This window comes from Nocardia pneumoniae NBRC 100136, from assembly GCF_000308755.1.
In the GTDB taxonomy this organism is placed as follows: domain Bacteria; phylum Actinomycetota; class Actinomycetes; order Mycobacteriales; family Mycobacteriaceae; genus Nocardia; species Nocardia pneumoniae.
On the sequence record NZ_BAGF01000027.1, the window covers coordinates 186,450 to 206,150 of the forward strand.

Consider the following 19,701-nt stretch of genomic DNA (forward strand, 5'->3'; position numbering starts at 1 on the left):
CGAGATGTGTTGTCCGTGGACTTCCGGTACGGGCCCGCGCCGGTCACCAGGAACGCCTACTGCGCGTTCCTGGACGAGCCGTTCGATATGGCGCGGCTGCGAGCCGTGGTGCGCCGGGCACTGCTCTCCGACGCGGCGCTGCGCCTGCGGTTCGAGTTCTCCGAAGGCCGCTTCTGGCAGTGGGTTTCCGACGAGCTACCGGACGTCGAGCTGATCGACCTGAGCTGGGCGTCGGACCCGGCCGCGGCCCGCGGGGAATGGGTGAACCGGGCCAACCTGACGCCATCGCCGCCGCGCCAGCCGTTCCGGATCGCCGCGCTGGTCGACGGACCCGACCACTTCTACCTCTACGTCGCGATGCACCACGCGATGATCGACGGGTGGGGCGTGAACGCGTTGTGGGGCGCCCTGGTGGACAACTACAGCCGCTCGGACCTGCCACTGGAACTGCTCGCCGAACCGGAACCGGTCACCGAGGAGACCGACCGCGGCGTGCGCACCTATCGCAAGATCGCGGCCGAGCACGAGGAGTATCTGTCGTCTCCGCAGTGGGTCGCCGACCGGGATGCGCTGGTCCGCCGCTTCGAAGGAGTGGTGCCCGCGCTCTTCTCCGGCCGGGCGAGCACCCCGAACGTGGACCGCGGACGCAGGCGTGTGGTGGTGGAACCCGCGTTCCTGGACCGGATTCGCGCCACCGGCTTCTCTGTCTTCGCCTTCACCGTCTCGGCGCTGGCCGCGTACCTCACCACCGTTCATCGCTCCGAGGAAGTGGTGATCGGGGTACCGATGCTGAACCGGCACAGCCCGGAGACCTTCCGCACCGCCGGACACCGGACGAACGTGGTGCCGCTGCGCATCCGGGTCGACCCGGCCCAGCCGCTGTCAGCGGTCGTGTCCGAGGTGACCGCGCAGATCCGGGAACTCAAGCGCTACGAGCGTTTTCCCTACGGTGACCTGGCTCGTGCGCTCAGCAGTGATCCGACGGCGCCGCCGCTGTTCGACGTGGCGTACTCCTACATCAAGATGCCGTCGTCGGATCATCTGGAGAAGATCCTCGGCACCATCGACATCGTCAATCCGGGCACGGTGCTCGAGGCGCTGAACATCCTCGCCGTCGAGCACGCGCGCGACGGTTCGCTGAATCTCCAGCTCTATTACGACCGCGACGTCTTCGACGAGAACTTCCCGTTCGAGTCGGTCGTGCGCAGCATCGGCGCGCTCCTGACCGCGGCGCTGGACCGGCCCGATGCCCCGATCTCGGCGTTGCCGCTGATGCCAGCGCGCGAGCTGGCCGCCATCACCGCTTTCGAGACCGGGCCGCGCGAAGAGTTTCCGTACACCACGATCGACCGATTGTTCCGTGAGGCGGCCGCCGAGTACCCGGACCGAGTGGCGATCGAGGCGGTCGCGGGCTCGGGGGAGCGGGCGCTGCGCTACGGCGAGCTGTCCGCGCTGGCCGACGGATTCGCCGCCCGGCTGCGGGCGCTGGGCGTGACCGGCAACGAATGCGTCCCGGTGGTGCTGACGCGCTCGACGGAGCTGCTCGTCGCGATTTTCGGCACGCTGCGCGCCGGGTGCGCGTACGTGCCGTTGGACCCGGACTTTCCGGCCACGCGCATCGAAACCGTGCTCGCCGACTGCGGGGCGCGCTTCGTGGTGGCAGGACCCGAGCACCAGGCGGTGTTCGACAAGCTGCGCGTCACCAGGATCACGGTGGCCGACACCGTTCCCGCGCGGGGTAACGAGAACGTCTCGCACCCAGCGGATCTGAGCTATCTGATCTACACCTCGGGCTCCACCGGCGTGCCCAAAGGCGTGATGATCGAGCACCGGTCGGTGGTGAACCGGCTGACCTGGATGCAGCGGCGCTACCCGTTGCACGCCGAGGACGTGATCCTGCAGAAGACGCCGGTCACCTTCGACGTCTCGGTGTGGGAGCTGTTCTGGTGGGCGATCACCGGCGCCAGGTTGGCGTTGCTGGAGCCGGGCGGGGAGCGCGATCCGCGCCGCATCGTCGACGCCATCGCCGCGCACACGGTCACCGTCCTGCACTTCGTGCCGTCCATGCTGGCCGCGTTCGTCGACGAGCTCGCGGCCGACCCCGCGGTGGTCGCGCGGATCGGCAGTCTGCGCAGGGTGTTCTGCAGCGGTGAGGCGCTGCCACCGGCGCTGGTGCGCCGATTCCACGCGGTCTTCACCGCGGCCGGGGCGGCGGCGCCGGAGCTGGTGAACCTCTACGGCCCGACCGAGGCGACCGTCGACGTCTCCTATTTCGACTGCCCCCGCGACGATGCGCTCGATGTGGTGCCGATCGGTCGTCCCATCGACAACATCGACCTGCTCGTGCTCGACGAAACCGGTCGCCGCGTACCGGTCGGGGTGCCGGGCGAACTGAACATCGCGGGCGTCGGCGTGGCGCGCGGATATCGCGGCAGGCCCGAGCTGACCGCGGCCGCCTTCGTGGACGATCGCGCGGTGCCCGGCCGGCGGCGCTACCGCACCGGCGATCTGGCGCGCTGGCTGCCGGACGGCAACCTCGAGTACCTGGGCCGCTTCGACGACCAGGTGAAGATCCGCGGCAACCGGGTGACGCTCGGCGAGGTGCACAACGCCATGCTCGGTTGCCGCGGGGTGCGCGCCGCGGCGGTGGTGGACGAACTGTCCGAGGCGCACGGCGTGCAGCTGGTCGGCTACTTCGTCGGAACCGACGTGACCGGCGAGGAGATCGCCGAGCGGATCGCGGCGAAACTGCCGCGCTACATGGTGCCCACCCGGCTGATCCGGGTAGACCGGATCCCGCTGACCCGCAATGGGAAACTCGACCGCCGCGCGCTCGCCGAGCAGCTCGTCCTCGGACACGGCGCCGAGCAGGTCGCGGGTGTCGAGCCGCGCACCGACGTGGAGGCGCGGCTCGCGCGCGTCTGGTGCACGGTGCTCGGCGTGGAGTCGATCGGTGTGCACGACAACTTCTTCACCCACGGCGGCGATTCCATTCTCGCGCTGGCCGTGCGCACCGCGGCCGAGCGCGCCGGACTCCACTTCGATGTGGACGCCTTCTACCAAGCGCCGACCATCGCCGAGCTGGCGCGCGTCGTGCGCGCCGACCGGGACGGCGACGACCACGCGCGCGCCCTGGCGCCGCTGGCGACGGTGCCGCTCATCGACCGCGCCGCGCTGCACCGGGCGGAAGACGCGTTCCCGGCCACGGCGCTGCAACTGGGCATGCTGTATCACAGCATCGAGCGCACCGACTCGGTCACGTACAAGGACGCGTTCCGATACCGGCTCGAAATACCTTGGGATGCTGTGGAATTCCGTGCCGCAGTGGGCCGCCTGGTGCGGCGGCAGCCGGTGCTGCGCTCCTCGTTCGACCTGACCAGGTACTCGATTCCGTTGCAGATCGTGCACGCCGAACTGCCCTACGAGCCGGAGATCGTCGACCTCGGCGATACCGACGAGCTGGACGGCGCGGAACTGATCGAGTCCTATCTCCAAGAACGCACCCACGCCCAGTACGACATCTCAGCCGCTCCGCTGTTCGCCATCCGGGTGTTCGTCCGCCCGGGCCCGCACGAGCCGGTGGGCACGGTGGATCTGGTGCTGAGCTTCCACCACGCCATTCTGGACGGCTGGAGTGTCGCCACCGCGGTGCAGGAACTGCTGCTGGACTATCTGAGCCACCTCGGCATGACGCAGACCCGGATCGAGGCCGCGCCGCATCCCACGACGGTCCTGGCCGAGTACGCGCAGGCCGAACAGGGCAGCGCACGCGACACCGCGGCACGCGAGTACTGGCTGACCGCGCTCGCCGGAGCCGAACCAACCGCCCTCACTCCGCTCGGGGCGCACCAACCGGCGGTCGCCGAGGTACGGCAGGCGAAGGCGCTGGTGCCGCGACGCCTGACCGAGCGAGTGTCGGTGTTCGCCGCACGCCACCAGGTTCCGGAGAAATCGGTCTATCTGGCCGCGCACTGCCTGGCTCTGCGGGCACTCACCGGGCGAACGGACGTCACCACAGGTGTGGTCAGCCACGGTCGTCCGGACCGCGCGGGTTCCGAACGGGTAGCCGGACTTTTCCTCAACACCCTGCCCGTCCGATTGGACGGCACCGCGACCACGTGGCGCGCGGCGGTAGAGCAGGTCGCGCGCCGGGAACGTGAGGCCTACCCATACCGCCGCTACCCGCTCCAATCGATCCTCGCCGACGGCGGGCCTGCGCTCGAGGCGGCGTTCAACTACGTCAACTACCACGTCTTCCAGCCGGTGCTCATGCTGGACGGCGTGCGGGTGCTGGACTTCGACATCCGCGAGGAGACCAACTTCCAACTGCTGGTGACCGTGGCGACCGACCCGCGCGACGGCCGGATGTGGCTGCGGGTCAACGGCGATCACACGCTGACCGCCGAGCAGTGCGAGACCGTGGCGCTCACCCAGCTGCGCATGCTGGCCGCGATCGTGGCCGACCCCGACGCGAAGATCGACGGCGGTGCCGGGCCTGCGCCTGCCCGCGACGTCGGCACGCTGGTGGCCGACGCCGCCGCGCTCAACCCGGCGGCCATCGCCGTGGCCGGTGACGAGGAATCCCTCACCTACGACGAGCTGATCGAACGTTCCGACCGGCTGGCGCGCCGCCTGACCGGGCTCGGCGTGTCGCCGGGCGACCGGGTGGGCATCCTGATGCGGCGCCGTCCGGAACTCGTGCTGCTCGTGCTGGCGCTGACCCGGATCGGCGCCGCGTGCGTCCCCTTGGACGTCGGCTACCCGCGGGCCAGGCTGAATCTGATGATCGACCGCGCGCGCCCGCACCGCGTGGTCGCGGACGCCGACTACCGCGACATTGTCGACGACGCCGCCTTGGTGCTCGACACCACCCCGCTCTTCGACGATTCGGCAGACGACGCGGATGTCCCGCTGCCGGACCATGTTTCGCCCGACGCGGTGGCCTACGTGCTGTTCACCTCCGGGTCGACCGGCGAGCCCAAGGGCGTCGCGATGCCGCATCGCGGTCTGACCTCGCTGGTGGATTGGCAGATCCGCGCGGCGACCGGCACTGGCCTCCGCAGCACGCTGCAATTGGCGCCGTTGAGTTTCGACGTATCGTTCCAGGAGATCTTCACCACCCTCGCGGCCGGGTCGACCCTGCGGGTGAGTTCGGCCGACCTGCGGTCGAACGTCGAGCAATTGCTGAACACCGTGGTGGACGAGGGCATCGAACGGCTGTTCCTGCCGTACGTGGCGTTGCAGGCGTTCGCGGAGGCGGCCGTGGGTCTGCGCAAGTTCCCGACCGAGCTGAAGGTGCTGATCTCCTCCGGTGAGCAGCTGCGCATCACCGACGAGATCCGCGCACTGTGCAAGGTGGTTCCGGGCTTGGTGCTGGAAAACCAATACGGCCCCACCGAATCCCATGTCGCCACGAAATTCACCCTGCGGGGTCCGGCCGACGAGTTCCCCGCGCTGCCGCCCATCGGCCGAGCCGTCGACGGCGACACGGTGGAGTTGCTCGACAACGCGCTGCGCCCGGTGCCCGACGGCGTGATCGGCGAGATCTATCTCGGCGGCCGTTCCCTCGCGCGCGGCTACGAGGGCCGCCCCGATCTCACCGCTCAGCGGTTCGTGGCCACCCATGCGGGCGGAATCCGGTACCGCACCGGCGATCTGGGCGTTCGGCTGTTCTCCGGCGACATCGTCTGCCTCGGCCGCAGCGACAGCCAGGTGAAGATCCGGGGCTTCCGGGTGGAACCGGCCGAAGTCGAGCTGTGCATCCTCGGACTGGTGGAGAAGTTCCCCGGCATAACCGAAGCGGCCGTGGTGGCACGCGGTTTCGGTAGGATCGACGGGTCGCTGATCGCGTTCCTGGTCGGCGCGCCGGAGCAGACCGATCCGGCCGCGCTGCGGCACGAGCTGCGGGCGCTGCTGCCCGCGCACATGGTGCCGTCGCGGTTCGTCTGGCTCGACGAGCTGCCCCGCACGCCCAGCGGCAAACGCGATGACGCGACCTTGCGCGCGTACGGCGAGGACGTCACGGAATCGGTGGCGCCGCAACGGGAACCGGCCGACGAGTACGAGCGGTCGGCAGTGCAGTTGCTCGCCGAATACGCCGGTCTGCGTGCGATCGGCGTGGGCGACGACTTCTTCGCGGCGGGTGGGACCTCGATCGGGGCGATGCGCGTGGTGATGGCGCTGTCGCGGCGGTGGGGCGTCGACGTGCCGCTGGACGCGTTCATCAGCGCGCCCACCGCGGCCGGGCTCGCCACGCTGGTGCGGGCGGGCGGCGATGTCCGGCGCACCTTCGACCCACTGGTGCCGCTCAACCCCGTCGGCAGCAAGCCGCCGCTGTTCCTGGTGCATCCGATCGGCGGGAATGTGCTGTGCTATCGGACCCTCATCCCGTATCTGGATCCGGATCGCCCGGTGTACGGATTGCAGGCGGCGGGCGCGGACGCGGGCAGCGCGCCGGAGAAGACGATCGCGGCGATGACCGAGTCGTATCTGGAAGCGGTGCGGCGCGTGCATCCGAACGGCCCCTATCATCTGGCGGGTTGGTCGTTCGGCGGCTACGTCGCCTTGGAGATGGCCCGTCAGCTGCCCGAGCACGAAGTGTCCAGCGTGACGCTGTTGGACACCATGGCGCTACGCGCACAGGAGCGCGCCCAGATCCCGGAGGAGAAGCTGATCCGGTGGTTCTTCCTCGAGCTGCTGTGGTATGCGCGCGGAAGCCAGTCCGCGCTGGTTGATTTCGAACCCGATGTGCACGATTCCGAGGAACTGTTCGCGGCGATGCTGGCCGAGGCGGTGCGGTCGGACATCCTGCCCGCCGCTAGTCCGCATCAGGCGATCCGGCGGCTCTACGAGGTGTTCTACGCCAACTACTCGGCGATGCTGGACTACAAGCTCGAGCCCTACGAGCGGGACATCACGCTGCTGCGCGCCACCGAGGGACTGCCGCCGGGCGTCGACCTGGCACACCAGACCGTCGGCAGCATGTTCGACAGCGCGGACAACGGCTGGAAGCAGTACGCGGCCCGCCGGTTCACGGTGATCTCGGTGCCCGGCGACCACCTGAACATGATGACCGAGCCGAACATCAGCGAGGTGGGGCTGCGCCTGGACGAGATACTGTCCTCCGCCGATCCCGACCTGGACTTGGAGTGGGACGAATCCATGCTGGACGCCTGAAAAGCGCTCACGAATTCGCCACGGCCGCCATCCCGCGCAGCGCGGCCGTGGTGAATTCGTCCAGTGGATAGAACAATTCGATGGCCAGCTCCGACAGGGTGACGTCAGCGGGCGCGCCGAAGGTGGCCATCGTGCTGAACATCGACAGCTCACCCGCAGGTGTGCGGATCCGGATCGGCACTTCGAAGGGGCCCGGCGGGGGCCCGACCTCCGCTGTGTCGTCGGCCGCCGGGTAGCCGGACACCTCGTCGTACAGCGCCGCCAGATCGTGGTCGCCGCTCGCGCTGACCTGTCTGGCCAGCCGAGCCAGGAACAGTGCCCGCACCTGTGCGAGGTTGGCCAACCGGGACGCGAGTCCGTCCAGGTGCAACACCAGCCGGTACACATTCGGGCGCGGCGCCAGTACGTGCGCGGGAACGCCGTCCATCAGCACGCTCATCGCGGCGTTTCCGGTCACCACGTTCCACAGCCGATCGATGACCACGGCCGGATAGGGTTCGTGCGTGGCCAGCATGGTGTCCACGGCGGCTCGGACCGACGTGAGATGCGCGTCGTCGAGGCTGCTCTCCCGATACGCGGGTGCGTAACCGGCGGCCATCAGCAGTGTATTGCGCTCGCGCAGCGGCACATCCAGCGTGTCGCACAGACGCAGCACCATCGCCCGGCTTGGCATGGCCCGCCCTGTCTCCAGGTAGGAGAGGTGCCGCGCCGAAGTATCGGCCGCCAGCGCCAGATCCAGCTGACTCAATCTGCGCCGCTGCCGCCATTCGCGCAGCAGGAGCCCCGCTCTCGATCGCGTCTGCACCGATGTCATTCGATCAGCTAAGCACCCGCGCCGCCGTCCGGCCATGACCTCCCAGGTTATTGAGACGCTCACCTCCGGCCAGCAGGGTTGGTTGCGACGGATCGACCACAGGAGGACGACATGACACCCACGACCTCGGCCAACCGGAGCGGCGACGCCACCTTCCTGCGCACCGCGCTCGCGGTGGACGGCTGGAGCACCGGGATCTTCGGTGGTGTGCTGGTGGCGGGGAGCGCATTCCTGCGCGACCCGCTCGGGTTGCCGATCGGGTGGAGCATTTCGTTCGGCGTCATCATGCTGGGCGGCGCGCTCGTGTTGCTGATGATCGCCCGGTACCCGGCTATATCGGCGCGGCACGCACAGGCGGTCGTCGCCGTCAACGCGATCTCGGTTGTCGCTATGATCGCGCTGGCCGGTTGCGGTGTGCTCCCACTGACCGGTCTCGGCGTGGCGTTCCTCCTCGTGGGCGCCGTGGCGGTCGCCCTCTTCGCCGGGCTGGAGTGCGCCGGGTTGCGCAGGCTCGGTTGAGGTGGAAGGCCGCCACGGCAAATCCTTTGCGCACGTCATCGGGGACCAGGTAGAGAATTCGGATGGACGTCACGACATCCGTGATCAGGTTGCTCATGCCGGACGATTGGGCGGCGTTCCGGCGCGTCCGGCTCAGGGCGCTGGCCGACACGCCGCAGTACTTCGGTTCCACCTTGGCCGAGGCGCGGGCTCGCACCGAAGGTGACTGGCGGCGGATGCTGACCGATCGAGCGCAGTTCCTGGCCGAGTCGGCGGGGACGGAGTTGGGCACGGTCGGCGGCATGCCCGATCGGGACCGCGGTGGTGTGCATCTGATTTCGATGTGGGTGGCGTCGCGGTCGCGCGGAACCGGGGTGTCGGACCGGCTTGTTCGCGCGGTTCTCGATTGGGCCGTGGCGGGCGGCCATCGTGTGGTCCGCTTGGAGGTCGCCGAGAGCAACACCTTTGCCCAGCGGTTGTATCTGCGCAGCGGCTTCGTGCCGACCGGGGTGAGCGGGCCCATGGCCCCGGGCGACTCGCGGCGGGAATTCGAGATGGAGTGGCGTCTTCCGTAGTCCCGTTTGTCCGGTCGTTCGTAGGGTAACCGGGCAACGACGGCATCCAGGAAATCTGTCCGGCGCCGCCCAGCCGAGGACAGGAGACAGTGATGAACGAACGCGAACGCCCGGACCCCGAGATCGACCGCATCCATGACATCGGCGATGTGGGCGAGACGGCCGGTACCGGGCAGCAAGGCGAGTACGCCGCCAGGCCGGGCCGCCACGCCGCGGAAGAACCAGAGCAAGCCGAGCCGGAGGCGGCGACCGCGGGGCTCCAGGCGGACGAGGCGGCAGCCGCAGCGGGCGGCCCGACCGCAGGAGTGCCCGGCATGACCGGGTCGGAGACGCTGACCGCAGGGCGCGGGCCGGAACAGAGCGCTGCCGAGGCGAGCGCCGCCGCCGTTGCCGGAGCGGCCGGTATGACCGGGTTGGAGACGCCGAGCGTGGGTCGCGAGGCGGAGGAGGCCGCTGCTGAGGTGGGCGGCTCTGCCGCCGCGGCGGTGCCCTTCGCGGAGGCGGAGGCGACCGTCGGGCGAGAGGCCGAACAGGTGAGTGGCGTTGCGGCCGGTGCGGCACAACAGCCGCAGACCGCCGTTGGGCGAACTGCCGAGTACCAGACGGAGCAGGCCGCGCAAACGGTGGACGAGTCCGTCCAGCGCGCCGCCGAGCGCGCGGAAATGGCGCAGGCCAACGCCGCGAGCGCTGCCGAACTCGGCGCTGCGGGGCTCCCCGAATCCGTCGCCCACCCGGCCCGCACGCTTCTGGACACGGTCCGTGGCAAGCCCATCCTGGCGGCCGCGCCCGCGGCGGTCCTCGCCTTCATTCTCTGGCGCGTCTTCCGAGGACGATGATGTTTCCGGCCGGTGTGCCTCAGATGTGCCGCCGGTAGACCTGCCGGGAACCGCCCTCCGGCCCGGCAGCCGCGACTTCGGCGGGATTGAATCCCAGGTGTTCGTAGAACGCCCGGGCGCCGCTGGCCGCCGCGCCGGGATGATCGGCTCCGAAGGTGACCACTTCGAGTGTGCCGGGGCAGCGCACGTACCGGCGGATCGCGTCCGTCGTCAGCGCCCGTCCGATGCCGTGTCCGCGGGCCTGTTCCGCGACGACCAGCCAGTCCACCCGATAGGTCGGCGGCTGCGCGCCGAACATGATGCCGCCGAGCACTTCGGCCCCCGCGGACCGGGCGACGAGCGCCGTCCCGGCCCGAATGTGCCGCAGCAGCGTCGCATGGAATCCGGCCTCGTCGACCATCGGGCCGAACCAGTGCTCGACTTGTCCCGCCAGTTCGAGAAAACCGGCGAGGTCGTCCTCCCGCGCAAGCCTGACAATCATCCGCGTCATCGTGACAGCATCGGCCGCCGCCGTCGACCCCTGGGATGATCTGAGAGGCGGACCGCAGGGTGTAGACCGGATTTTCTCGCGGAAGCGGACAGCGTCAGTCGTCCAGCACGACCGATTGAAGCCGGGTGGTGTAGGTCCCGGCGCGGCCCGGTCGAGCGCGGTCGGACTGAATTGCCGTTGGCTCGCGCCGGGGGCGAACGAATTACGGTCTCAGCACAGATACCAGGAATTCGGTCTGGTCGTAGACCGCTTTCTCGAAGACTTCGTCGAAATAGATGTCGAAATGCCCCGCTGGATAACGCTTTACGACCGCGTGCTTGGTGCGTTCGGCGGCGCGCAGCGCGGATTTCACCGGGGCGACGGAGTCGTCGTCGCACAGTGCGTACAGCACCGGCATCTTCAATGCCTTCGCGCGTCGTCCCGGTGCGTCGAACAGTGCGGAAAACGCCACGCGCGCAGCCACTTTCGGCTCGTAGGTCTCGCTCTCGTCGGACAGCCTGCGGAAGCCTTCCGGCACGTCGGGCGCGCTCATCAGCGCCGCGGCGCGCTTGCGTCCGGCCAGCCGGATGCGGACGGGCTTGCGCCGGATGGTGCCCAGCAGCAGATCGGTGGCCGCGATGGTGGCCACCTTGGTCACGCTGATCGGTCCCTTCGCCAGCGCCGAGGACAGGCCGCTGGTGAACGGCACCTGCGCCACCACGGCCGCGATGTAGTCGTCGTCCGGTGCGACCGACAGGGCGTGCCCGCCGCCGAACGAGGTGCCCCACAACGCGATCCGGGTCGCGTCGATGCCGCGCAAGGTGCGCGCGTAGGCGATGGCGGCATGCCAGTCCGCACGCTGGCGCGCGATGCTCAGCAACTGGCGTGGCGTGCCCTGACTGGCGCCGAAATGCCGATAGTCGAACACCAGGACCGCCATGCCCGCGGCCGCGAAACGCCGCGCGTACCGGTCAAGTCCCATTTCCCGATTGGCCCCCAGCCCGTGTCCCATCACCACTAGCGGGCGGGGTTTGGGTGCGCCGTCCGGGCGATAGAGCCACGCGGCGCACTGCTCGCTTCCGGAAGGGAAGCCGACCTCGACACGTTCCATGGCCAGTAACCGTACCCAGTATTCTGTTATCGCGGACGAGTTGGTCGGGCGGCCGCGGCGCAGGGAACGGGCACGATCGTGCCGCCGCCCGGCGCCGAGGAAAGTCCGGACTCCACAGAGCAGGGCGGTTGCTAACGGCAACCCGGGGTGACCCGCGGGACAGTGCCACAGAAAACAGACCGCCCACGGTCGTCGAGGCCGTGCGGTGAGGGTGAAACGGTGCGGTAAGAGCGCACCAGCGCTCCGGGTGACCGGGGCGGCTCGGTAAACCCCGCCCGGAGCAAGGTCGAAGGCCGCACCGCCCGCGGTGCGGCTGCGCAGGCGTTCGAGGGTTGCTCGCCCGAGCCTGCGGGTGGACCGCTCGAGGCACCCGGCAACGGAGTGTCCAGATGGATGGCCGCCCCCCGGTGCGAACCGGGGACAGGATCCGGCTTACAGACCAACTCGTCCGCCCACCGCGCTCGCGGCCCGGCTGCGCGCTCGGCAGCGGCGAGAAGAGGTGTCCGTCGTCGGCGGCATGCCGGATCCCACGACGTGGAACCGGCCGTGCGGCGGTATGCGGCTACCGCCGACTCGACGGTCGTAGGTCCTCAGCGCGGACGGATCAGCACATCAGCTTGGCCATCTGGTAAATGGCCTTGGCTTCCTCGGCGGTCGGCTGGGTGTGGCCTGCCGCCCGCTTGGTGATGTTGGCGACGACGTCGTCCTCGGACTTGCCCGCCTTGATGTCCGCGCAGGTCTCGGACAGGATGCTCGCGATCTTCGCGTCGTCCTTGCCTTCGGCGAGCTTGGGGAACGCGCCACGGAAGCTGACGACGAACGCGCCCGTCTTCACGGTGTCGACCGCGGCGGTGGCGCCCTGCGAGGCGGCCGTGGTGGTCGACGAGGCGGCGCTGCTGGACTTGTCGTCCCCGCAACCGGTGAGGAGCAGGGAAAAGAGGGTGGCACTGGCCGCGATCGCGGCGGTAGTTCTCATCACGCGCGGGATGCTAGCGGCCCAGGATCACTGTCGCCTCCCGCCAGGTTAACGGGAGGCAACGAGCGTGCGAGAACAATCGCGCGGTCAGGCCGGGTCGATGGTGAAGTCCCGAGCCCGTACGCGGCCTGCTCGGGACCGAGCAGAGGCAGGAGGGATTCGCGCGCCACTGGCCGTCAGCGTGATGGACGTCATAAAGTAGTCGCCGTTGGCAAGGCCCGGTGCGGGGCAGCATCGGGCCCTTCATACTTCGCGGGAAAGCAGGTCTCAACACATATGCGAGTAGTTCGCTCCATGGTCGCCGGCGCATTGGTCGCAGGCGCCGCCTCGGTTTTCGCGGTGCTCGGCGCCGGTTCCGCCAATGCGGTCGCGGTGACGCCGCTGCAGGGTGGGGTTCAAGTCGACCTCAGCCCCGCCGACACGGTGTGGGTGCATCAGACTCACGTCGGTCTGGCCATCGCCGGTCTGCCGCATCCGTCCGCCGCCTCCTTCGGTCAGGCGCTGGACGCCGCGGCGCAGGTGTCGTCCTCGGTTCCCGGTGGCCGGGTCACCTTCACCGTCTACGGTCCGTTCGACCAGCTCAACGGCTCCATGCTGGCGCTGCAGTAGGACCGGCGCCGCAGCGTGGAACTGCACCAGCGGATCGTCTCGGCGCCGGTAGATTTCGGCGCCATTCGTTCCGAGTTCGGGTTGGCCTCGACGTATCCCGCCGAGGCCAGCGCGGAGGCCCGCGCCGCGGTCGACGCGTTCGCGGGCACCCGGGTCGATCGCACGGACATCCCGTTCGTGACGATCGACCCGCCCGGGGCCATGGATCTGGACCAGGCCCTGCATCTCGTGCGCATCCCCACCGGCTTCCTGGTGCACTACGCCATCGCCGATGTCGGCGCCGTGATCGCTCCCGATGGCGCACTCGCCAAGGAGTCCGGCGCCAGGGGACAGACGTTCTATCTTCCCGACGGCACCGTGCCGCTGCACCCGCCGACCCTGTCGGAAGGGTCCGCGAGCCTGCTGCCGGAGCGAACTCGCCCGGCCGCGCTGTGGACCATCGAACTCGACGAGCACGCCGAACCGCGGCATTTCTCGGTGGTGCGGGCATTGGTGCGCTCCCGCGCCCGGCTGGACTACTCCGGCGTGCAGGCCGACGCCGAGGCCGGTCGGTTGCATCCCTCCATCGCGGCCTTGCCGGAGTTCGGCGCGCGGCGCATCGCGGCGGGGCTCGCCCGCGGCGCGATCGGGTTGCGGCTGCCCGCGCAATCCGTCGTGCAGGACGAGCGCGCCAACGGACACTGGCGGCTGGTGGTCGAACCACGCACCGCCGCCGACGACTGGAATGAACAGGTTTCGCTGCTGACCGGCATGTGCGCGGCGCGGATCATGCTGAACGGGAACATTCCCGCCGAGGAGCGAGTCGCGCTGCTGCGCACCATGCCGCCACCGGCCGAATCCGCGATCGACTCCATGCGCCGCACCGCGCACGCGCTGGGCGTGGCCTGGCCCGTCGAGGAACCGGTCGGCCAGATGCTGGCGCGGCTGGACCCCAACACGCCCGCGGCGCTGGTGCTGATGTCCGAGGCGACGACTCTGCTGCGCGGTGCGTCCTACACCGTGGTCACTGGCGACTCCGGGGCGCCGCCCACATCGGAAGCCCTGCGGCACAGTGGTATCGGCGCGCCGTACGCGCACGTCACCGCCCCGCTGCGGCGGCTGTCGGACCGATTCGCGACCGAGATCTGCCTGGCCCGGTGCGCGGGAACGGAGGTGCCGCGCTGGGTGCGGGACGGGCTGGTGCGCACCGCCGACACCATGCGGCGCAGCGATGGCGTCGCGAGCAAGATCGAGCGCGCCTGCATCGATCTGACCGAGTCGACGTTGCTGGCGCGGCGGATCGACGCCGAGTTCGACGCCGTGGTGGTGCGCGAGGCCAACGGCAACCGACCCGCGGTGATCTTCGTCGCCGACCCGCCGGTGCTCGGTCCGTGCCTGGGCGAGCCGCCGGAAGGGGCGGCGGTGCGGGTACGCCTGGTGTCGGCGGATCCGAGGGAGCGAAAAGTGAGCTTCACATACCCGGCGTGAATGCGCTGCCCCACTCCTGCGAGGCTGGCCGAGATACTCGGCCACCGGTGGTCTAGCCGAACAGCGCCGCGGCGGTGGCGGGATAGCGGCTCAGTTCGCGACCGGCCGCCGCGTCCTCGGCGTCCGCCAGGATCTCGTAGAGGTCCGCGGGCTCGCCCGCCGCGGCGGCCTCGGCCGCTCGATCGAGGATCGTACGGTGGGATTCCACCGCGTCCCGGTGGTCGCCGAGCACGGTCTGCAACTGCTTCGCGCGGTTGCCCAGATCGGCGGCGTCGGCCACTTCCTGCGCCGCGGCCTCGCACGAGTACCGTAAACGCTTGGCGCTCTTGCGAATATCGTGCAGCAGGTCGATGCGCTCGGTGGCGGCGACTGTCGGCTCGGCGCGGACGAGGGATTCCACCCGGTCGAGATCGCCGTGCAGTATCTCGCCGAAGACCTCGGCGGCCTCCGCCGTGACACGGGAGTGGCGCAGTGGCGGTTCGGTGCGCCATCGGGACAGTTCGTCGCGCAGTTCGCGGTAGCGTTCGCTGTCCAACGCGGTCAGCACCGCGTCGTGGGCTCGGCGATAGTGATCCCGTTCGGCGAGCACCAGACGCGCGGTGACGGGGCCGAGCTCGGCGGGCGGGGTCTGCGCGCCATGGTCGGCCAGGAGGGCGGCGAACCGGTCGGCGCGCACCTCAGCGTCGCGGGCCTCCCCGAGCAGTCCGGCCAGCCACGCGAGCTCCGCGACCATCGCCGCGACCGGTTCCTTGACGAAAAGCCCATGATAGGACCGCAACACGCTCCGCAGCCTGCGCGTGGCCACCCGCATCTGGTGCACGGAATCCGGTGCGTCGGAACGGACTTCCGGCTCGGCGGCCAGCAGCCGGTCGATATCGTCCCGCAGCGCGGCGCCGAGGGCGACCCCGGCCTTGGTCATCGTGCTCACCCCTCCTTCGCGAATCGGTCGGTCGCTTCGACCAGGTGATGGGTGATGCCAGGCTCGTTCGCCGCGTGCCCGGCGTCGGCGACGATGTGCAGCTCCGAACCGGGCCACGCCCGATGCAGCTCCCACGCGCTGACCGCAGGGCAGACGATGTCGTGGCGGCCCTGCACGATCACGGCCGGGATGTGCGTGATGGCGCCGATGTCGCGCAACAGCTGGCCCTCGTCGAGGAACCCGCCGTGGCGGAAGTAGTGGTTCTCGATCCTGGCGAAGGCGAGCGCGAACCGGGGCTCGGCCGTTTCGGCGACCCGATCCGGATGCGGCAGCAGCGAACTCGTCGCGCCCTCCCAAGTGGACCACGCGATCGCAGCCGCGCGGGCGACCTGCTCGTCAGGCGAGTGCAGCAGCCGGTGATAGACCTCGACGAGATCTCCCTCGCGCTCGTCCTCCGGCACCGGCGCGAGGAACTTCGCCCACTCGTCCGGATAGACGTAGCCGGCGGCGCCGTTGTAGTACCAATCGATTTCCTTGCGGCGCAGCAGGAAGATGCCGCGCAGCACCAGTTCGGTCACGCGGTCGGGATACCGCTGCGCGTAGGCGAGCGCGAGCGTGGAACCCCAGGAGCCGCCGAACACCTGCCAGCGCTGGATGCCGAGATGCTCGCGCAGCGCCTCCATGTCGGCGATCAGGTGCCAGGTGGTGTTGTGCTCCAGGCTCGCGCCGTCGGACAGGTGTGGTGTGGAGCGACCGCAGCCGCGCTGGTCGAACAGCACGATCCGGTAGGCGGCCGGGTCGAAGAACTGCCGGTGGTACGGCGCGGTGCCGCCACCGGGCCCACCGTGCAGGAACACCGCCGGTTTGCCGTCCGGATTGCCGCTGACCTCCCAATACACCGACTGGCCGTCACCGACCGCCAGCATGCCGGACTCGTACGGCTCGATCTCGGGGTAGAGGGTGCGCATGTGGCCCGCCCTGGTCAGAAGGCGAGTCCGGAGGCCAGGTCCGGAATGCCCAGTGCCTCGATGGCCTGCTGGCGCACGTCGGGGCAGGTCTTGGTGGTGGTGCGGTCGATGATCTGCTTGTCGGCCAGCACCGCGGCGTTGATGCCGCCGTTGCGCAGCGCCCACTCGTGCACGAGCGCGTTGAGCCCGATCTTGCCCAGCGTGCCCCCCTGAATACGCCAGTTGGACAGTTCCGGCCGGATCATGTCGCACAGCTGGTTCGCGGCCGCGTCGGAGATCTCCGGGCTGGCCGGTGTGGTGCGGCCGGTGGTCGTGCCCGGCGTCGCGGATGCCGTGGTCGAGGACGCGCTGCCGGTGGGCGCCGGGCTCGGCTCGCTGCCGCACGCGGTCAAGGCCGCGGCGGCGAAAACGCCCGCGATCAGCAGGGAGCTGCGTGAAATCCAACGGCTGTACGGCATCGGTACCTCTGGTCGTGTCGGCATTGTCGGCATCGAGTCTGCCATTGATTTCGCCGACCGGCCCGAACCGGTTTGTTCCGCTGGGAATAGTTCAGCCGAGCGGTTCCAGCGGTCGGCCGGGCAGCGCGACGCCTGTGCACCACCCGGCCGGTGATCGTCCCCGCGGGGAGGTCGGCTCAGAAGCTGTGCTCGGGCCCGGGGAAGGTGCCCTGGCGCACTTCGTCGGCGTAAGCGGCTGCCGCCGAACGCAATTCGTCGCCGACGTGGCCGAAGCGCTTGACGAACTTCGCGGTCTTGCCGCTGGTGTAGCCGGCCATGTCCTGCCAGACCAGCACCTGTGCGTCGGTGTCGGCGCCCGCGCCGATGCCGATGGTCGGAATGGTCAGCTTCCGGGTGACCTGTCCGGCCAGCTCCGCCGGCACCATCTCCATGACCACGGAGAACGCGCCCGCCTCCTGCACCGCGATCGCGTCGGCGATCAGCTGCTCGGCGCCGTCCCCGCGACCCTGCACGCGGAAACCGCCCAGGGTGTTCACGCTCTGCGGGGTGAAGCCGATGTGCGCCATCACCGGGATGCCCGCCGCGGTGATCACCGCGATCTGCTCGGCGACGCGCTCGCCGCCCTCCAGCTTCACCGCGTGCGCCCCGCCCTCCTTCATGAACCGGGTCGCGGTGGCCAGCGCCTGCTGCGGCGAGGATTCGTAGGTGCCGAACGGCAGGTCGGCCACCACCAGTGCGTGCGGCGCGCCGCGCACCACACCGCGGACCAGCGGGATGATTTCGTCCACGGTGATCGGCACGGTGGTGTCGTAGCCGTACACGACGTTGGCCGCCGAGTCGCCGACCAGCAGTACCGGGATGCCTGCCGCTTCGAACAGCCGGGCCGTGGAGTAGTCGTAGGCGGTCAGCATCGCCCAGCGCTCACCGTCGGCCTTCATCTGCCGCAGGTGGTGCACCCGGGTCTTGCGCGCGGCCTTCGCGGGTTCAGCGGGCACCGCACCGTAGGCAGGGGTTTCCGAATCGGATACGGACATCATCGTCCCTTTCGTCTGTGTCGCCTCGGGGCCCGTCCGGGTCCCCGGGATTTCTTGACGAAACCCAGTGTGCCACCCGCCGCCGGGACGGATTAAGGCCGATGACCGGTGCAATTGGTCACAGCGCCAGGTGGGTTTGCCCGAAGGAGTGCCGGTGTTTGCTGGCAATATCAAGGTATGTCGACGGTGCGGAGTGGGCGCGGTGCGCTCGTGGTGGCGGTGCTGGCTTCGGTTGCTGTGCTCGGCGTGGGGTGCGCCGTCACCCGCACCGAAACGGGGCAGCCGATGCCGGCGCCGCCCGACGGTCTGGAGAAGTTCTACGGCCAGACCGTGCAGTGGGGCGACTGCACCGGATTCGGGGGACCGGACGACCGTCTGCCGCCCAACACCGAATGCGCGCGGATCACCGTTCCGGTGGACTACGGCGCGCCGGCCGGGCCGACCGCGCAGATCGCGGTGTCCCGGGTCCGCGCGACCGGTCAGCGCATCGGTTCGCTGCTGATGAACCCGGGCGGGCCGGGGGAGTCGGGGCTCGGCATGTCGTCACTGGGCAACAAGACACCGTTGGCCGAGCGCTTCGACCGGGTCGGTTTCGACCCGCGCGGCGTCGGCTCCTCCACCCCCTCGATCGTCTGCCAGACCGCGCAGGAGCAGGACGCCGAGCGCGCCGAGCCGGAGGAGGACTACTCGCCCGCGGGCATCGCCGACGCCGAGGCGGACAACCGCCGCTACGCCGACCGCTGCGCCGAGCGGACCGGCAAGGATTTCCTCGCCCATGTCGGCACCCGCGAGGTGGTGCAGGACCTCGACGTCATGCGCGCCGCGCTCGGCGACCCGAAGCTGAGCTACATCGGTTACTCCTACGGCACCAAGATCGGCTCGGCGTACGCGGAGAGGTTCCCGGACCGCGTGCGCGCCCTCGTGCTCGACGGCGCCATCGATTCCTCGCAGGACCCGGTGCAGGAGTCGTTGCGGCAGGCGGCGGGCTTCCAGAAGGTGTTCGACGCCTACGCCGCCGACTGCGCCCAGCACCCGGACTGCCCGCTCGGCGCCGATCCGGCGCAGGCGGTGCGGCGGTTCCGCGAGTTGGTCGACCCGCTGTGGGACCGGCCCGCGCCGACCACCGACCCGCGCGGGCTGACCTACGGCGACGCGCTCACCGGCGTGCGTCAAGCGCTCTACACCGACGAGCTGTGGAAGGCGCTGACCCTCGGATTGTCCGAACTGCGCGACGGGCGCGGCGACACGCTGCTGCTGCTGGCCGACCTGTACGACGGCCGCCGCGACGACGGCACCTACACCAACACCACCGACGCGTTCAACGCCATCCGCTGCGTGGACGACCCGCGCGTCACCGACCGCGCCGTGGTGGGACGGCAGGACGCCGAATACCGCAAGGCGGCGCCGTTCCTGGACGACGGCCGCGGCACGGGCGCCGCGCCGCTGGAGCTGTGCACCGCCTGGCCGGTGCCGAACACCAGTGAGCCGCATCGGATTTCGGCGACCGGGCTGCCGAAGACCGTGGTCGTGTCCACCACCGAGGATCCGGCGACGCCGTACCAGGCCGGTGTCGACCTGGCCGACCAGCTGGGCGCCGCGCTGATCACCTACCGCGGCAACCGGCACACGGTGGCGCTGGCGGGCGGTGTGCCGTGTGTGGACGACGCGGTCATCGCCTACCTGACCGACCTGACCGAACCCGCGCGTGGACTCACCTGCTGAGCTCGTCCGGATCGGTTGCTGAACGGTGACGCGGAGCGCCCCGAGTCGGAAAAAGCTCACAAAGCGGAC

The 19,701-nt window shown here is 69.8% G+C and carries 16 protein-coding genes and 1 other RNA gene; 9 read left to right on the forward strand and 8 right to left on the reverse strand.

Features of this window, described 5'->3' with window-relative positions; genetic code table 11:
* Window positions 1–6 precede the first annotated feature (6 nt).
* Window positions 7–7,176 (forward strand): non-ribosomal peptide synthetase, encoded by a 7,170-nt coding sequence (locus tag ON34_RS08230; protein WP_245547941.1) that lies wholly within the window; start codon window positions 7–9, stop codon window positions 7,174–7,176.
* Window positions 7,177–7,183: 7 nt separating this feature from the next.
* On the opposite strand, the gene ON34_RS08235 is transcribed toward ON34_RS08230, so the two are convergent.
* A complete protein-coding gene (locus ON34_RS08235; protein WP_040776240.1) occupies window positions 7,184–7,990 on the reverse strand; it encodes a helix-turn-helix domain-containing protein in 807 nt (268 codons plus the stop codon).
* A 111-nt stretch (window positions 7,991–8,101) separates the two neighbouring features.
* Between ON34_RS08235 and ON34_RS08240 the strand changes: the two genes are divergently transcribed.
* From ON34_RS08240 to ON34_RS08250, 3 genes are all read left to right on the forward strand, one after another.
* Window positions 8,102–8,509: a hypothetical protein gene (locus ON34_RS08240; protein ID WP_040776243.1), complete on the forward strand. Its 408-nt coding sequence runs from the start codon at window positions 8,102–8,104 to the stop codon at window positions 8,507–8,509.
* A gap of 62 nt (window positions 8,510–8,571) precedes the next feature.
* Window positions 8,572–9,063 (forward strand): GNAT family N-acetyltransferase, encoded by a 492-nt coding sequence (locus ON34_RS08245; RefSeq protein ID WP_040776246.1) that lies wholly within the window; start codon window positions 8,572–8,574, stop codon window positions 9,061–9,063.
* Between the two features lie 92 nt (window positions 9,064–9,155).
* On the forward strand, window positions 9,156–9,899 hold the full coding sequence (locus tag ON34_RS08250) for a hypothetical protein (RefSeq protein WP_040776248.1): 744 nt from the start codon (window positions 9,156–9,158) through the stop codon (window positions 9,897–9,899).
* Between the two features lie 19 nt (window positions 9,900–9,918).
* On the opposite strand, the gene ON34_RS08255 is transcribed toward ON34_RS08250, so the two are convergent.
* Window positions 9,919–10,380, reverse strand: a complete 462-nt coding sequence (locus tag ON34_RS08255) for a GNAT family N-acetyltransferase (RefSeq protein WP_040776627.1) — start codon at window positions 10,378–10,380, stop codon at window positions 9,919–9,921.
* 211 nt (window positions 10,381–10,591) lie between these two features.
* Entirely contained in the window at window positions 10,592–11,479 is an 888-nt protein-coding gene (locus ON34_RS08260; RefSeq protein WP_040776251.1) for an alpha/beta hydrolase, read from the reverse strand.
* A gap of 36 nt (window positions 11,480–11,515) precedes the next feature.
* On the opposite strand from ON34_RS08260, the gene rnpB reads away from it, so the two are divergent.
* An RNA gene (rnpB, locus tag ON34_RS33440) (RNase P RNA component class A) lies at window positions 11,516–11,930 on the forward strand.
* Window positions 11,931–12,083: 153 nt separating this feature from the next.
* Here rnpB and ON34_RS08265 read toward each other — a convergent pair.
* On the reverse strand, window positions 12,084–12,455 hold the full coding sequence (locus ON34_RS08265; protein WP_040776254.1) for a hypothetical protein: 372 nt from the start codon (window positions 12,453–12,455) through the stop codon (window positions 12,084–12,086).
* Window positions 12,456–12,749: 294 nt separating this feature from the next.
* Here ON34_RS08265 and ON34_RS08270 point away from each other — a divergent pair, with 294 nt between their 5' ends.
* Both ON34_RS08270 and ON34_RS08275 read left to right on the forward strand, forming a co-directional pair.
* Window positions 12,750–13,064 carry a hypothetical protein gene (locus tag ON34_RS08270; protein WP_245547942.1) on the forward strand — a complete coding sequence of 105 codons (315 nt, stop codon included), beginning with the start codon at window positions 12,750–12,752 and terminating at the stop codon, window positions 13,062–13,064.
* Between the two features lie 15 nt (window positions 13,065–13,079).
* Window positions 13,080–14,531 (forward strand): RNB domain-containing ribonuclease, encoded by a 1,452-nt coding sequence (locus ON34_RS08275; protein ID WP_040776260.1) that lies wholly within the window; start codon window positions 13,080–13,082, stop codon window positions 14,529–14,531.
* Between the two features lie 52 nt (window positions 14,532–14,583).
* Here ON34_RS08275 and ON34_RS08280 read toward each other — a convergent pair whose 3' ends face one another.
* From ON34_RS08280 to ON34_RS37445, 3 genes are read right to left on the reverse strand one after another with little or no spacing between them, the layout of a single operon-like run.
* Window positions 14,584–15,450, reverse strand: a complete 867-nt coding sequence (locus ON34_RS08280; protein ID WP_040776630.1) for a CHAD domain-containing protein — start codon at window positions 15,448–15,450, stop codon at window positions 14,584–14,586.
* A 5-nt stretch (window positions 15,451–15,455) separates the two neighbouring features.
* A complete protein-coding gene (gene pip, locus ON34_RS08285) occupies window positions 15,456–16,418 on the reverse strand; it encodes a prolyl aminopeptidase (RefSeq protein WP_040776263.1) in 963 nt (320 codons plus the stop codon).
* Window positions 16,419–16,432: 14 nt separating this feature from the next.
* Window positions 16,433–16,663, reverse strand: a complete 231-nt coding sequence (locus tag ON34_RS37445; protein ID WP_245547943.1) for a hypothetical protein — start codon at window positions 16,661–16,663, stop codon at window positions 16,433–16,435.
* Here ON34_RS37445 and ON34_RS37450 point away from each other — a divergent pair.
* Window positions 16,662–17,030: a hypothetical protein gene (locus ON34_RS37450; RefSeq protein ID WP_245547944.1), complete on the forward strand. Its 369-nt coding sequence runs from the start codon at window positions 16,662–16,664 to the stop codon at window positions 17,028–17,030. The two genes, ON34_RS37445 and ON34_RS37450, sit on opposite strands and share 2 nt — an antisense overlap.
* A 22-nt stretch (window positions 17,031–17,052) precedes the next feature.
* Here the strand turns inward: ON34_RS37450 and panB are convergent, their stop codons facing one another.
* Window positions 17,053–17,910: a 3-methyl-2-oxobutanoate hydroxymethyltransferase gene (gene panB, locus ON34_RS08295; protein WP_040776632.1), complete on the reverse strand. Its 858-nt coding sequence runs from the start codon at window positions 17,908–17,910 to the stop codon at window positions 17,053–17,055.
* Between the two features lie 177 nt (window positions 17,911–18,087).
* On the opposite strand from panB, the gene ON34_RS08300 reads away from it, so the two are divergent.
* Window positions 18,088–19,632 (forward strand): alpha/beta hydrolase, encoded by a 1,545-nt coding sequence (locus tag ON34_RS08300; RefSeq protein WP_040776268.1) that lies wholly within the window; start codon window positions 18,088–18,090, stop codon window positions 19,630–19,632.
* The last annotated feature ends 69 nt before the right edge of the window (window positions 19,633–19,701 follow it).